The 14914-nt window shown below is 66.3% G+C and carries 7 protein-coding genes and 3 rRNA genes; 3 read left to right on the forward strand and 7 right to left on the reverse strand.

Annotated features, from left to right (window positions below):
* Position 1: 1 nt before the first annotated feature.
* Complete coding sequence (locus tag OG432_RS15420) at positions 2-1786, forward strand: type VI secretion protein (protein WP_328311514.1); 1785 nt, start codon at positions 2-4, stop codon at positions 1784-1786.
* Positions 1787-1842: 56 nt separating this feature from the next.
* Here OG432_RS15420 and OG432_RS15425 read toward each other — a convergent pair whose 3' ends face one another.
* The 5 genes from OG432_RS15425 to OG432_RS15445 all read right to left on the reverse strand — a co-directional run bounded on the left by OG432_RS15425 (position 1843) and on the right by OG432_RS15445 (position 8947).
* The gene (locus tag OG432_RS15425; protein ID WP_328311515.1) at positions 1843-2397 is read right to left on the reverse strand and encodes a GNAT family N-acetyltransferase; all 555 of its coding nucleotides are present in this window, start codon (positions 2395-2397) and stop codon (positions 1843-1845) included.
* A 147-nt stretch (positions 2398-2544) separates the two neighbouring features.
* Positions 2545-2661 (reverse strand): 5S ribosomal RNA (rrf, locus tag OG432_RS15430).
* A 90-nt stretch (positions 2662-2751) separates the two neighbouring features.
* A 23S ribosomal RNA gene (locus OG432_RS15435) occupies positions 2752-5876 on the reverse strand.
* Between the two features lie 288 nt (positions 5877-6164).
* Positions 6165-7690, reverse strand: a 16S ribosomal RNA gene (locus tag OG432_RS15440).
* The 16S, 23S and 5S rRNA genes sit together here, the layout of an rRNA operon.
* A 690-nt stretch (positions 7691-8380) precedes the next feature.
* Entirely contained in the window at positions 8381-8947 is a 567-nt protein-coding gene (locus OG432_RS15445) for a MarR family winged helix-turn-helix transcriptional regulator (RefSeq protein ID WP_328311516.1), read from the reverse strand.
* 187 nt (positions 8948-9134) lie between these two features.
* Between OG432_RS15445 and OG432_RS15450 the strand changes: the two genes are divergently transcribed.
* Positions 9135-10415, forward strand: coding sequence for an MFS transporter (locus OG432_RS15450; RefSeq protein WP_328315120.1), 1281 nt, complete (start codon positions 9135-9137; stop codon positions 10413-10415).
* Between the two features lie 30 nt (positions 10416-10445).
* Here the strand turns inward: OG432_RS15450 and OG432_RS15455 are convergent, their stop codons facing one another.
* Entirely contained in the window at positions 10446-12080 is a 1635-nt protein-coding gene (locus OG432_RS15455; protein ID WP_328311517.1) for an ATP-binding SpoIIE family protein phosphatase, read from the reverse strand.
* Positions 12081-12217: 137 nt separating this feature from the next.
* Entirely contained in the window at positions 12218-13576 is a 1359-nt protein-coding gene (locus OG432_RS15460; protein WP_328311518.1) for an NAD(P)/FAD-dependent oxidoreductase, read from the reverse strand.
* Positions 13577-13912: 336 nt separating this feature from the next.
* Here OG432_RS15460 and OG432_RS15465 point away from each other — a divergent pair, with 336 nt between their 5' ends.
* Entirely contained in the window at positions 13913-14725 is an 813-nt protein-coding gene (locus OG432_RS15465) for a TetR/AcrR family transcriptional regulator (RefSeq protein WP_328311519.1), read from the forward strand.
* Positions 14726-14914: the final 189 nt, after the last annotated feature.

Consider the following 14914-nt stretch of genomic DNA (forward strand, 5'->3'; position numbering starts at 1 on the left):
CATGAGCGGAACCGGAGCACCGAGAGACAACCAGCGCGGCATCCCGGACTCGCTCCTGGTCGGCCTGCTGGCCTTCCTGCTCGGCCTGACCGTGCTGGTGTGGACGGCCACGGGCCTGGGTGGCCTCTTCACCCATGGCGCGTGGCCGCCAGGCGTATCGTTCACGCAGAGCCCGATGGCCCTGCGCGCCCTGGTCACCGCCCCGCACGACCTCCCGGCGGCCTGGCCCGACACCCCGCCCCTCTCGCTCCCGGGCTACGGACTGTTCTGGGGTCTGCTCATCGGCGAACTGCTCATCGCGATCGTCCTGACGATCTTCGCGCTCGGCACGTTCACGCGGTGGCGGGCGGTACGGGCGAGGACGAGGGCCGCCGGCCGCCCCGCCGGTACGAGCCCCGCCACCACCCAGCCGGCCGCGGGAACCCCGCTCACGGCTCCTCACCCCGCCCAGCCGGTACAGCAGGCAGCGCCAGCCGCGCCGGTTCAGTACGCGCAGCCCGCCCATCCCGCGCAGCCTCTGCAACCCGTACAGCACGCCTATCCCGCACAGGCGACGCAGCCCGGCGCCCCCGAGCAGCCCCAGAGCCCGTACGCCCCAACTCCGTACGCCCAGAGCCCGTACGCCCAAGGGTCCCCGCAGCCGGAGCACGTCCAGGCTCCGCAGCCTGCGCAGGCGCAGGCACAGGCGGGCCAACTCCCGCCGACCGCACGGGAGTCCGCCCTCCCCTCTGCGTGGCCCGTAGGGACGGTGGAGCCGACGGATTCGGCGACCACGGCAGGCTCGGCGGGCTCGGTTGGCTCGGTTGGCTCGGTTGGCTCGGCGGAGCACCTCCCCGTCCCCCGCGCCGAACAGCTCTCCGCCTCGCGTCTGTTCTTCGGCCCTCCCGACAGCAGAAGACCCAGGGCGATCCAGGCGATCCAGGATGCGGACGGCGCGGTCCTCGTGGTCACGTCGGACCCCGTCCTGTGGGCAGAAACCAAGGACGCCCGCGCCAAGCTCGGCCCGGTGCACGTCTACGACCCGACCCACCGCTGCGACACCCCGGCCCGCCTGCACTGGTCACCCACGGCCGGCTGCGCGGATCCCGACACCGCGGCGGCGCGGGCGGTCGCCCTGCTGGCCCCTGTACGCCCCCAGGCCCGCGTGGACGCCGCCATGGCGGACACCGCGGAGACCCTCCTGCGCTCCTGGCTGCACGCCGCCGCCCTGGAGAGCCGCGACGGCCGGGCCACGAAGCAGTTGCACCGCTGGGCCCAGGGAACGGCCGCCCACGAGGCCGTACGCATCCTGCGCACCCACCCCAAGGCGCAGAGCGGCGGAGCGGGGCTCCTGGAGTCCGCTCTCACCGCGCATCCCGAACGACGTGAGATCGCACAGGAGTTGACGGCTCGCGCCCTCTCCTGTCTCTCCTCGATCCACATCCGCGACGCCTGCACACCGAACCGAGCGGATTCGCTCGCCCTGGAATCATTTGTGAACGAGGGGGGCACCCTCTATGTGGTGGGCGAAGCGATCGAGGATCCCCGGTCCGACCCCGCCGCGATGCCCCTGCTCACGGCGCTCACCTCAGACGTGGTCGAGCGCGGCCGCCGCATGGCCGAACGGTCATCTGACGGTCGCCTCGACCCACCAATGACGCTCGTCCTCGACGACGTCGCGGCCGTGGCTCCGCTTCCCCGCCTCCCGGAGCTGCTGTCGAACGGCCAGGACCAGGGCATGCCGCCCCTGGTCCTGCTCCGCTCCCCCGAACAGGCCAGGGCCCGCTGGTCCGAAGCCCTGGTCTGAGGCAGGCAGCCCTGGCCCGAGGCGCGTACGCCGGCACCTGCGAGCGTGCACCAGGATCAGGCAGCCCGTACGAGCTCCATCTCCAGGTCGACGCCGCCGGCCTTGTTGTCGAGCGGGGCGACAAGCCCCGTCGCGACGAAGCCGATCTTGCGGTAGAAGCCCTGGGCACGCGGGTTGTCCTGGTGGACGTAGAGCCTGACGCGCTCGACGGGCGGCGCCTCCAGCGTCCAGGCCCAGTCCACCGCGGCCTCGAAGAGCCGCTCGGTCAGGCCGACCCCACGGTGTTCGGCGCGCACGAACACACCCACCAGATGCGCCTGCGGTGCGGTGATCTCCGTGCCGAAGATGTCCCTCTCACCGACCGCTTCCACCAGCACGACGACCGTGCCCACCAGCTCGCCGTCCGGCGTCTCGGCAACGAACTGCCGGGCCGAGGTGCCGTGCGAGACCCCTGCGGTCCGCTCCTGCCAGAACGAGTCCGGGCGGGCCAGAGCCTGCTCCGTGGTCTCCAGGAAAGCGACAGGCGCAACCGGGTCGGCCAGCGCGACCAGGCGCAACTCCTTCATCCGCAGCCATTCATCGGCACGGACGGGGCGAATCAGATAGTCCATGCGCTCATGCTGACCAGGGCTTCGACGACCCGCAAGGTGTTTTCCCCCGCCGGCCGGGGGCCACTTGGCGCCGGCCCGAAAACGCGAAAAAGCCCCGCACCGTGACCGTATTTCTACGATCTGGTGCGGGGCTTTCCCCTAAAAATTGTTCGGCGGCGTCCTACTCTCCCACAGGGTCCCCCCTGCAGTACCATCGGCGCTGAAAGGCTTAGCTTCCGGGTTCGGAATGTAACCGGGCGTTTCCCTAACGCTATGACCACCGAAACACTATGAAGTTGAACTCGACCAGCACACACCCAAAGAGGCATGCGGGAGTTCATTGCTTCAGAACAAACACAGTGGACGCGAGCAACTGAGGACAAGCCCTCGGCCTATTAGTACCAGTCAGCTCCACCCGTTACCGGGCTTCCACATCTGGCCTATCAACCCAGTCGTCTACTGGGAGCCTTACCCTCTCAAGGAGGTGGGAACACTCATCTCGAAGCAGGCTTCCCGCTTAGATGCTTTCAGCGGTTATCCTTTCCGAACGTAGCCAACCAGCCATGCCCTTGGCAGGACAACTGGCACACCAGAGGTTCGTCCGTCCCGGTCCTCTCGTACTAGGGACAGCCCTTCTCAATGTTCCTGCGCGCGCAGCGGATAGGGACCGAACTGTCTCACGACGTTCTAAACCCAGCTCGCGTACCGCTTTAATGGGCGAACAGCCCAACCCTTGGGACCGACTCCAGCCCCAGGATGCGACGAGCCGACATCGAGGTGCCAAACCATCCCGTCGATATGGACTCTTGGGGAAGATCAGCCTGTTATCCCCGGGGTACCTTTTATCCGTTGAGCGACGGCGCTTCCACAAGCCACCGCCGGATCACTAGTCCCGACTTTCGTCCCTGCTCGACCCGTCGGTCTCACAGTCAAGCTCCCTTGTGCACTTACACTCAACACCTGATTGCCAACCAGGCTGAGGGAACCTTTGGGCGCCTCCGTTACTCTTTAGGAGGCAACCGCCCCAGTTAAACTACCCATCAGACACTGTCCCTGATCCGGATCACGGACCGAGGTTAGACATCCAGCACGACCAGAGTGGTATTTCAACGACGACTCCACAACCACTGGCGTGGCCGCTTCAAAGTCTCCCACCTATCCTACACAAGCCGAACCGAACACCAATATCAAACTGTAGTAAAGGTCCCGGGGTCTTTCCGTCCTGCTGCGCGAAACGAGCATCTTTACTCGTAGTGCAATTTCACCGGGCCTATGGTTGAGACAGTCGAGAAGTCGTTACGCCATTCGTGCAGGTCGGAACTTACCCGACAAGGAATTTCGCTACCTTAGGATGGTTATAGTTACCACCGCCGTTTACTGGCGCTTAAGTTCTCAGCTTCGCAACCCCGAAAGGTCACTAACCGGTCCCCTTAACGTTCCAGCACCGGGCAGGCGTCAGTCCGTATACATCGCCTTACGGCTTCGCACGGACCTGTGTTTTTAGTAAACAGTCGCTTCTCGCTGGTCTCTGCGGCCACCCCCAGCTCAGAGAGTAAATCTCATCACCGGTGATGGCCCCCCTTCTCCCGAAGTTACGGGGGCATTTTGCCGAGTTCCTTAACCATAGTTCACCCGAACGCCTCGGTATTCTCTACCTGACCACCTGAGTCGGTTTAGGGTACGGGCCGCCATGAAACTCGCTAGAGGCTTTTCTCGACAGCATAGGATCATCCACTTCACCACAATCGGCTCGGCATCAGGTCTCAGACTATGTGTTGTCCGGATTTGCCTAGACAACGTCCTACACCCTTACCCCGGGACAACCACCGCCCGGGTTGGACTACCTTCCTGCGTCACCCCATCGCTTACCTACTACCACCTTGGGTCAGCGGCTCCACCACTCCCCTCAACTCCGAAGAGATCAGGGCGGCTTCACGGCCTTAGCATTAATGGGCTCGATATTGGGCGTTTCAAAGCGGGTACCGGAATATCAACCGGTTGTCCATCGACTACGCCTGTCGGCCTCGCCTTAGGTCCCGACTTACCCTGGGCAGATCAGCTTGACCCAGGAACCCTTAGTCAATCGGCGCACACGTTTCTCACGTGTGTATCGCTACTCATGCCTGCATTCTCACTCGTGAACCGTCCACCACTAGCTTCCGCTGCAGCTTCACCCGGCACACGACGCTCCCCTACCCATCCATACAGGCGTTGGCCCTATGTGTATGAATGACACGACTTCGGCGGTACGCTTGAGCCCCGCTACATTGTCGGCGCGGAATCACTTGACCAGTGAGCTATTACGCACTCTTTCAAGGGTGGCTGCTTCTAAGCCAACCTCCTGGTTGTCTCTGCGACTCCACATCCTTTCCCACTTAGCGTACGCTTAGGGGCCTTAGTCGATGCTCTGGGCTGTTTCCCTCTCGACCATGGAGCTTATCCCCCACAGTCTCACTGCCGTGCTCTCACTTACCGGCATTCGGAGTTTGGCTAAGGTCAGTAACCCGGTAGGGCCCATCGCCTATCCAGTGCTCTACCTCCGGCAAGAAACACACGACGCTGCACCTAAATGCATTTCGGGGAGAACCAGCTATCACGGAGTTTGATTGGCCTTTCACCCCTAACCACAGGTCATCCCCCAGGTTTTCAACCCTGGTGGGTTCGGTCCTCCACGACCTCTTACAGCCGCTTCAACCTGCCCATGGCTAGATCACTCCGCTTCGGGTCTAGAGCGTGCAACTCAATCGCCCTGTTCGGACTCGCTTTCGCTACGGCTTCCCCACACGGGTTAACCTCGCTACACACCGCTAACTCGCAGGCTCATTCTTCAAAAGGCACGCAGTCACGACGCACTGAGTAAACTCAATGCGCGACGCTCCCACGGCTTGTAGGCACACGGTTTCAGGTACTATTTCACTCCGCTCCCGCGGTACTTTTCACCATTCCCTCACGGTACTATCCGCTATCGGTCACCAGGGAATATTTAGGCTTAGCGGGTGGTCCCGCCAGATTCACACGGGATTTCTCGGGCCCCGTGCTACTTGGGTGTCTCTCAAACGAGCCGTTGATGTTTCAGCTACGGGGGTCTTACCCTCTACGCCGGACCTTTCGCATGTCCTTCGCCTACACCAACGGTTTCTGACTCGCCTCACAGCCGGCAGACTGTGAAAGAGAGATCCCACAACCCCGCATGCGCAACCCCTGCCGGGTATCACACGCATACGGTTTGGCCTCATCCGGTTTCGCTCGCCACTACTCCCGGAATCACGGTTGTTTTCTCTTCCTGAGGGTACTGAGATGTTTCACTTCCCCTCGTTCCCTCCACATACCCTATGTGTTCAGGTATGGGTGACAGCCCATGACGACTGCCGGGTTTCCCCATTCGGAAACCCCCGGATCAAAGCCTGGTTGACGGCTCCCCGGGGACTATCGTGGCCTCCCACGTCCTTCATCGGTTCCTGGTGCCAAGGCATCCACCGTGCGCCCTTAAAAACTTGGCCACAGATGCTCGCGTCCACTGTGCAGTTCTCAAACAACGACCAACCACCCATCACCCCACCAGAACCTGGTGAGTGCACTGGGGCCGGCGACCGAAGACCAGCGGGCAAAGCCCGTGCCTTCAGATACCCAACAGCGTGCCCGGCCCTCTCCATCGCACCGACCCGCATTCCACGCTCCGAAGAGCAGTACTAGCGGCCCGAATTGACCAAGAGTGCCGAATAGTCAACGTTCCACCCATGAGCTGACCGTGCAGAACATTTGTCTGCAGACGGTGCTGTGCTCCTTAGAAAGGAGGTGATCCAGCCGCACCTTCCGGTACGGCTACCTTGTTACGACTTCGTCCCAATCGCCAGTCCCACCTTCGACAGCTCCCTCCCACAAGGGGTTGGGCCACCGGCTTCGGGTGTTACCGACTTTCGTGACGTGACGGGCGGTGTGTACAAGGCCCGGGAACGTATTCACCGCAGCAATGCTGATCTGCGATTACTAGCAACTCCGACTTCATGGGGTCGAGTTGCAGACCCCAATCCGAACTGAGACCGGCTTTTTGAGATTCGCTCCGCCTCGCGGCATCGCAGCTCTTTGTACCGGCCATTGTAGCACGTGTGCAGCCCAAGACATAAGGGGCATGATGACTTGACGTCGTCCCCACCTTCCTCCGAGTTGACCCCGGCAGTCTCCTGTGAGTCCCCATCACCCCGAAGGGCATGCTGGCAACACAGAACAAGGGTTGCGCTCGTTGCGGGACTTAACCCAACATCTCACGACACGAGCTGACGACAGCCATGCACCACCTGTATACCGACCACAAGGGGGGCACCATCTCTGATGCTTTCCGGTATATGTCAAGCCTTGGTAAGGTTCTTCGCGTTGCGTCGAATTAAGCCACATGCTCCGCTGCTTGTGCGGGCCCCCGTCAATTCCTTTGAGTTTTAGCCTTGCGGCCGTACTCCCCAGGCGGGGAACTTAATGCGTTAGCTGCGGCACCGACGACGTGGAATGTCGCCAACACCTAGTTCCCAACGTTTACGGCGTGGACTACCAGGGTATCTAATCCTGTTCGCTCCCCACGCTTTCGCTCCTCAGCGTCAGTAATGGCCCAGAGATCCGCCTTCGCCACCGGTGTTCCTCCTGATATCTGCGCATTTCACCGCTACACCAGGAATTCCGATCTCCCCTACCACACTCTAGCTAGCCCGTATCGAATGCAGACCCGGGGTTAAGCCCCGGGCTTTCACATCCGACGTGACAAGCCGCCTACGAGCTCTTTACGCCCAATAATTCCGGACAACGCTTGCGCCCTACGTATTACCGCGGCTGCTGGCACGTAGTTAGCCGGCGCTTCTTCTGCAGGTACCGTCACTTTCGCTTCTTCCCTGCTGAAAGAGGTTTACAACCCGAAGGCCGTCATCCCTCACGCGGCGTCGCTGCATCAGGCTTTCGCCCATTGTGCAATATTCCCCACTGCTGCCTCCCGTAGGAGTCTGGGCCGTGTCTCAGTCCCAGTGTGGCCGGTCGCCCTCTCAGGCCGGCTACCCGTCGTCGCCTTGGTAGGCCATTACCCCACCAACAAGCTGATAGGCCGCGGGCTCATCCTTCACCGCCGGAGCTTTTAACCCCTCAAAATGCTTTGAGGAGTGTTATCCGGTATTAGACCCCGTTTCCAGGGCTTGTCCCAGAGTGAAGGGCAGATTGCCCACGTGTTACTCACCCGTTCGCCACTAATCCACCCCGAAGGGCTTCATCGTTCGACTTGCATGTGTTAAGCACGCCGCCAGCGTTCGTCCTGAGCCAGGATCAAACTCTCCATGAATGTTTACCCGTAATCGGGTGCACACATCACGTAAGAGCGGGACGGAACCACCGGAATAAGGCGGCCCGTCCACAGCGTCCTCGCTGTGTAATCGCCTGCCGGCCACAAGGACCGACAGGACTTTTCAAAGGAACCTCGCTCCACCGAAATGGAGACGGGGTTGTCAATCTGGCGTTGACTTTTGGCACGCTGTTGAGTTCTCAAGGAACGGACGCTTCCTTTGTACTCACCCTCTCGGGCTTTCCTCCGGGCGCTTCCCTTCGGTATTTCGTGTTTCCGACTCTACCAGACGCTTTCGTGTCCGATTTCCTCGGTGCCTTTCAGGTTCTCCCTCTCGGGTTCCCCTTTCCGGCGGCTCCGACTCTATCAGATCCTTTCGGGCCCGATTCCCGGTCTCCCGGAGCCAAGTCGGCTTGTCTTCCCGGCTGTTGGGCCGTTCCGACTCCCGAACCCTAGCGGACTTTCCCGGCAACCCGTAATCGGGGCTTCCGGGCCTGATCGAAATGAATTCGGCATGCCGAAAACACTCCCGATCGGGAGGTCGTGCTGAGTTGGGTGGCCGCAGAGTCTGCGGCGGACGGTCGTTGCAGAACCGTATCGGCTCCGCGACAACTCGAAGAACCTTACGGATCGGGACGGGGCGTGTCAACCCCCGCCCCGGCTCCTGTCCACTGGTTTTTTCAGCGGGGCTCAGTCGAGGTCCGTGAGGCGGCCGCCGGCGTCCGGCTGGGCGTGCTCCACCCTGCGCAGGAGGCGGATCAGCATCTCGCCGAGCACCCCGCGCTCCTCCGAGGTGAGGTCCTGGAGCAGGTCCTCCTCGAAGTCGCTGGCCATCCGCATGGCCTCCAGCCACTTCGTACGGCCCTCGTCGGTCAGCTCGACGATGACGCGGACCCTGTTGTTCTCGTCGCGGTCGCGCGTCACCAGGCCCTCGCCGGCCATCCGGTCGATGCGGTGCGTCATGGCGGCCGGCGTGAGGCCGAGGCGCTTGGCCAGTTCGCCGGGGCCCAGGCGGTAGGGCTCACCGGCGAGGAGCAGGGTCTTGAGCACCTCCCACTCGGCGTTGCTGATGCCGAGTGCGGCGACCTGGCGGCCGTACGCCACGTTCATGCGGCGGTTCAGGCGGCCCAGTGCCGAGACGACCTTCTCCACCTGTGGGTCGAGGTCGCGGTACTCGCGCTGATACGCGGCGATCTGTTCGTCGAGGGTCGGCTCCTGGGGGCCGTCGGACCCGTCGGGCTCGGTGGTCTCAGCCATGTCGCGAGTATGGCACGGCGTTCGTTGGCGTCTAAGTCCTTGAGTGTGTATTGTTAAGGATCTAATTTTAGTGTTGAAGTCTTCAGATCTGAGCCCTTCACGTTCGAGCCCTCCGGCTCACGTCCTCATGCTTCCGGCTCACGGTCTTCGGGCTTCCCTACTCAAGGTGGTGAGTGTGACCAAGGCGATGGGTGCAGCGATGCGCCGGATCCAGGCGGGCAACGCGCTGAGCGCGTTCGGACTCGGGTTCACCGTTCCGTACCTCTATGTGTACGTGGCCCAGGTGCGGGATCTGGGTGCGACCACGGCCGGTGTCGTGCTCGCCGTCTTCGCCATGGCCGCGCTCGCCGTGCTGCCCTTCACCGGTCGCGTCATCGACCGGCGCGGGCCGCTGCCCGTGCTCGTCGGCGCGGCGCTGCTCGCCTCGGCCGGCGCGCTCGGCCTGGGCTTCGCCTCCAACGTGCCCGCCGCCGTGGCCTCGGCCGCCCTGCTCGGCGCCGGCACCGCCGTGATGCAGCCGGCGCTCGCCACGATGATCGTCTGGTGTTCCGGTCCTGCGACCCGCACCCGCGCCTTCGCCCTGCAGTTCTTCCTGCAGAACCTCGGGCTCGGCATCGGCGGGCTCATCGGCGGCCAGATCGTCGACGCGAGCCGCCCCTCCAGTTTCACCCTCCTCTTCTCCATCGAAGCGGCGATGTTCCTGGTGCTCGCGGCCGTCGCCGGTTCCGCGAAGATGCCTCGCTCGGTGGTCGTACCGGACGCGCGTCCCCTGGGTGAGCAGGGCGCCGGCGGCGGGATCCGGGCGATCCTCAAGCACCGGGCGATGGTGCAGTTGTGCGTGCTCGGGTTCGTGCTGTTCTTCGCCTGCTACGGGCAGTTCGAGTCGGGTCTCTCCGCGTACGGCACCGAGGCCGCCGGGATCGAGCCCTCGACGCTGGGCGTCGCGCTGGCCGCCAACACGGCCGTCATCGTGGTCGCGCAGTTCCTGGTGCTGAAGTTCGTGGAGCGCCGCCGGCGCAGCCGCGTCATCGCGTCGGTCGGCCTCATCTGGGCCGTCGCGTGGATCGCGGCCGGTTACGCCGGGCTCGGGCACGGCAGCCAGGCCATGGCGACCGCCGCCTTCGTTTCCACGTACGCGTTGTTCGGGCTCGGCGAGGCGATGCTGTCGCCGACCGTGGCGCCGCTCGTCGCCGATCTGGCGCCGGAGTCGATGGTCGGGCAGTACAACTCGGCGTTCGCGCTGGTCAAGCAGCTCGCGCTGGCCATCGGGCCGGCCGTCGGCGGGCCCATGGGTGCCGCGCTGCACGGCCCGTACATCGTGACGTTCGTGCTGTTCTCGCTCGGGATCACCTTCCTCGCGCTGCGGCTCGGCAAGAGGCTGACGCCCGCGCAGGACCACCCGGCGCTCGCGGCGACGTCGCGCGTGGTCGCGGTGCACCTGCCGGAGCAGGCGCCCGCCAACGCCTGACCCTGACCCGGCCCGTTCGCCCTGTCCTGCCTAGCCGGGCAGGGCGAACTCGCACCACACCGCTTTGCCGCCGCCCGGTGTGCGGCGCGAACCCCAGGACGAGGCGATCGTGGCGACGATCGAGATGCCTCGTCCTGCTTCGTCCCCGGGGTCGGCGCGGCGCCGGCGCGGCAGGTGGTCGTCGCCGTCCGTCACTTCGATGATCAGGCGCCGGTCGGTGCGGCGGAGCCTGAGCCGCATCGGCGGGGTGCCGTGCTGGAGCGAGTTGGCCACCAGCTCGCTCGCCGCGAGAACGCCGAGGTCGCGCAGTTCCACGGGGAAGCGCCAGGAGGCGAGGACACCGGAGGCGAACGCGCGGGCGCGCGGCGCCGCTTCGATACCGCCGAGCAGATCGAGCGCCGCGTTGTGGAAGAGCTCGGCGGCCGGACCCGTGCGGGCGGGGTGCTGGCAGACCAGGACCGCCACGTCGTCGTCGTGTTCCGCGGTCACCCCGAGCGAGCGGAGCAGCCGGTCGCACACCACCTGAGGGGTGCCGACCGCGCCGGACAGCGCCCGCGCGAGGGCGGCCACGCCCTCGTCGATGTCCTCCCTGCGGCGCTCCACCAGGCCGTCCGTATAGAGGACGGCGGTGGCTCCGGGCGGCAGGTCGATCGTGCCGGAGGTGTGCAGCCAGCCGCCGGTCCCGAGCGGCGGGCCCGTGGGGTCCTCCGCCTGGTGGACGGTGCCGTCCTCGTGGCGTACGAGGATGGGCAGATGGCCCGCCGACGCGTACACCAGGCGGCCCTCGTTGGGGTCGTGGACCGCGTAGACACAGGTCGCGATCTGACTGGCGTCGATCTCGGCGGCCAGGCCGTCCAGGAGCTGGAGCACCTCGTGCGGGGGCAGGTCGAGGCGCGCGTACGCCCGGACCGCGGTGCGCAGTTGACCCATGACGGCGGCGGCGCGCACGCCCCGGCCCATCACGTCGCCGATGACGAGCGCGGTGCGGCCCGCGCCCAGGGTGATCACGTCGTACCAGTCGCCGCCGACCGCGGCGTCGGTGCCGCCGGGCTGGTAGGTGGCGGCGACGCGCAGGTCGTCGGGCTGTTCCAGCTCCTGCGGGAGCAGGGAGCGCTGGAGGGTGACGGCCGTTTCGCGGTGGCGGCGCTCGCTGGCGCGCAGCCGCTCGGCGGCCTCCGCGTGGTCGGTGACGTCGGCGGCGAAGACCAGGACGCCCCCTTCCTCCTGGCCGGGGACCTCCACCGGGCTGCACGTCACCGTGTAGGAGCCGGCGCCCTGGATCCTGCGGGACTTGACCGTGCGGGGCTTGCCGCTGCGCAGCACCTGGTCCATGAGCGGGAGCAGGCCGAGCTCGGCGAGCTCGGGCGAGGCCGTGGCGGCGGGTGCGCCGAGCGGCCGGGTGCCGAAGGCCGCGGCGTACGCGTCGTTGACGTACGCCACGCGGTGCTCGGGACCGGTCAGGAGCGCGACGAGGGCGGGGAGCTGGCCCAGGATGTCGCGCACCGAGAGGTCGTCGAGGTCCGGGGGCTCGGTCACCTCGTCCGGCCAGGGCTCCGGCTGCGGGCCGGATGCGCCGCGGGCCGCGGGCACGGAGCCCCGGTCGGTCCGTGCCGCGGCGCGGCGTTGCGTACCGGGGAGCCGGGCGCTCCAACGCGTGAAGTTCACGGTGTTCCAAGCCTCGTGTGTTGCTGCGGGTGCGGTGCTGCCGGTGCTGGTGCGGGGGTGGATCGCTGGATCACTCTGTGCAGGCGTGGGCCCACCTATGGTCACACGCCCAGTGTGACGGACCGCACTGACAGCCGTCAGTTGTCGTGCGGGGCGGGGCCCTTGGCGGGCGGCCCGCCGCCCGCGGCGATCTCGAACTCGGCGCGCGGGTGTTCAAGGGAGCCGAGCGAGACGATCTCGCGTTTGAACAGCCCGGCGAGGGTCCATTCGGCGAGCACGCGGGCCTTGCGGTTGAAGGTGGGGACGCGGCTCAGGTGGTAGGCGCGGTGCATGAACCACGCCGGGTAGCCCTTGAGTTTACGGCCGTAGACGTGGGCGACGCCCTTGTGCAGGCCGAGGGACGCGACCGAGCCGGCGTACCTGTGCCGGTACTCCGTGAGGGCTCCGCCCCGCACCGCCGCGGCGACGTTCTCGGCGAGCACCTTGGCCTGGCGCACGGCGTGCTGCGCGTTGGGCGCGCATTCGGCGCCCTTGTCCTCGGCGGTCAGGTCGGGGACGGCGGCCGCGTCGCCGGCCGCCCACGCGTGCTGGACGCCCTCGACGCGCAGTTCGGCGGTGCACCGCAGCCGGCCGCGCTCGGTGAGCGGCAGGTCGGTCGCGGCGAGGATTGGGGCGGGTTTGACGCCCGCGGTCCACACGACGGTCCGGGTGGGGAAGCGGGCGCCGTCGCTGAGGACGGCGACCCGGTTCTCGCAGCTGTCGAGCCGGGTTTCCAGGCGTACGTCGATGTTGCGGGCGCGCAGCTCGCGGATCGCGTACGTGCCCATTTCAGCGCCGACCTCGGGCAGGATCCGGTCGCTGGCCTCGACGAGGATCCACTTCAGGTCCTCGGGCTTGATGTTGTGGTAGTACCGCGCGGTGTAGCGGGCCATGTCCTCCAGCTCGGCGAGCGCTTCGACGCCCGCGTAGCCACCGCCGACGAAGACGAAGGTGAGGGCGGCGTCGCGGATGGCGGGGTCGCGGGTCGAGGAGGCGATGTCCATCTGCTCGATGACGTGGTTGCGCAGGCCGATGGCCTCTTCGACGGTCTTGAAGCCGATGGCGTGGTCGGCGAGGCCGGGGACCGGCAGGGTGCGCGAGATCGAACCGGGCGCGATGACGAGTTCGTCGTAGGGCAGCTCGACGGCGCCGGTGCCGTCCTCGGGCGAGGCCAGGGTCGTGACGGTGGCGGTGCGCCGGGCGTGGTCGACGCGTTCGGCCTCGCCGATGACGATCCGGCACTTGTCCAGGACCCGGCGCAGCGGGACCACGACGTGGCGCGGGGAGATGTTGCCCGCCGCCGCTTCGGGCAGGAACGGCTGGTACGTCATGTACGGGTCGGGGGCCACCACGGTGATCTCGGCGGTCCCGCTCCTCAGCTCCGTCTTGAGCCTTCGTTGCAGACGCAGCGCCGTGTACATCCCGACGTATCCGCCGCCGACCACGAGAATGCGCACAGGTTCTGTCACCTCCCCATGACGCAACGGGCCCCGGGCTTTGTCCACAGGCCTGACAAATTGTGTGACTGGAAGGCAGTCCTGTGGCGGGTCGCCCGTTCCACCCAGCGGAACGGAGAAAGCGCAGGCCAGTCGGTGGGTGACACGTGCTGGACAGGGCCGATTCGGTCCGGTGGAGGTCCTTGGTCCGATCGGGCGGCACGCCAGGCGGAAGAACCCCTTCTGAATTGAGTCCGGCTCAACTATGTTCGTAACTCGTCGGGGTTTCGGGTGAAAGACCCGCCCGGCTGTCAGGGCGGGGAGTCTCCGGGGGGAGACGTTATTACCGGGGGAACCATGCACATTCAGGACTCTCATTGGCAGACGGCCGTCGTCGCCGCATCCGAGGGAAACGGCCGGCTCGGCGCGGGTCCCGGCGTCGGCGGGTCGCGTTCCGCGCCGCTGCGGGTGGACGCCCAGCGCAACCTGGAGCACGTGCTGCGCGCGGCGCGCGAGGTGTTCGGCGAGCTCGGTTACGGGGCTCCGATGGAGGACGTTGCGCGCCGGGCCAGGGTGGGTGTGGGCACCGTCTACCGGCGGTTCCCGAGCAAGGACGTCCTGGTCCGCCGGATAGCCGAGGAGGAGACCTCGCGCCTGACCGACCAGGCCCGCACGGCGCTCGGCCAGGAGGACGAGCCGTGGTCCGCGCTCTCCCGCTTCCTGCGCACGTCGGTGGCCTCGGGCGCCGGGCGGCTGCTTCCGCCGCAGGTGCTGCGGGTGGGTGCGGACGGCGAGGACACCGAGGGCGTACGGGCCGACGCGCCGCAGCCCGAGGGCGCCCGCGAGGGGTTCGACGAGGCGCGGGTGCCGCAGCAGCGCCAGGTCGGCGCGGCCGAGCAGGGGTCCGGCTGGGGCCGGATCGTCGAGCAGCGCTCGGCGCCCGAGCAGGAGCTGGGCGACGCGGGCGCGGCCGAACTGCTCGACGTGGTCGGACAGTTGGTGGACCGGGCGCGGGCCGCGGGTGCGCTGCGCGGTGACGTGACCGTTGCCGATGTGCTCCTGGTGATAGCCACGGCGGCGCCGTCGCTGCCGGATGCCAACCAGCAGGCCGCCGCTTCCGCGCGGTTGCTCGACATCCTGCTCGAAGGGCTCCGCTCGCGCCCGTCCTGAGCGTCAACCGCCGTATGCGGCGCGTGGTTTGGTGGCGGCGGTCAGCACCGTCAACGAGCCGTTGGGCCGTCCCCGAAAGGGTGATGGCTAGTGCTCGGGTGCGGTAAGTCTCCCCGGATGAGTGGTTGCCGCGCTTGAGGCTCGGCTCCGCTTGTGCTCTGTGGCACGCTTGCCCGGTGGTCGGGTCTG

It is taken from the genome of Streptomyces sp. NBC_00442, from assembly GCF_036014195.1.
In the GTDB taxonomy this organism is placed as follows: Bacteria; Actinomycetota; Actinomycetes; order Streptomycetales; family Streptomycetaceae; genus Streptomyces.

Coding starts and splice junctions, on each gene's coding strand:
- OG432_RS15465 (WP_328311519.1), top strand. CDS start 13,913: ATGCACATTCAGGACTCTCATTGGCAGACGGCCGTCGTCGCCGCATCC.
- OG432_RS15445 (WP_328311516.1), bottom strand. CDS start 8,947: ATGGCTGAGACCACCGAGCCCGACGGGTCCGACGGCCCCCAGGAGCCG.
- OG432_RS15450 (WP_328315120.1), top strand. CDS start 9,135: ATGGGTGCAGCGATGCGCCGGATCCAGGCGGGCAACGCGCTGAGCGCG.
- OG432_RS15420 (WP_328311514.1), top strand. CDS start 2: ATGAGCGGAACCGGAGCACCGAGAGACAACCAGCGCGGCATCCCGGAC.
- OG432_RS15425 (WP_328311515.1), bottom strand. CDS start 2,397: ATGGACTATCTGATTCGCCCCGTCCGTGCCGATGAATGGCTGCGGATG.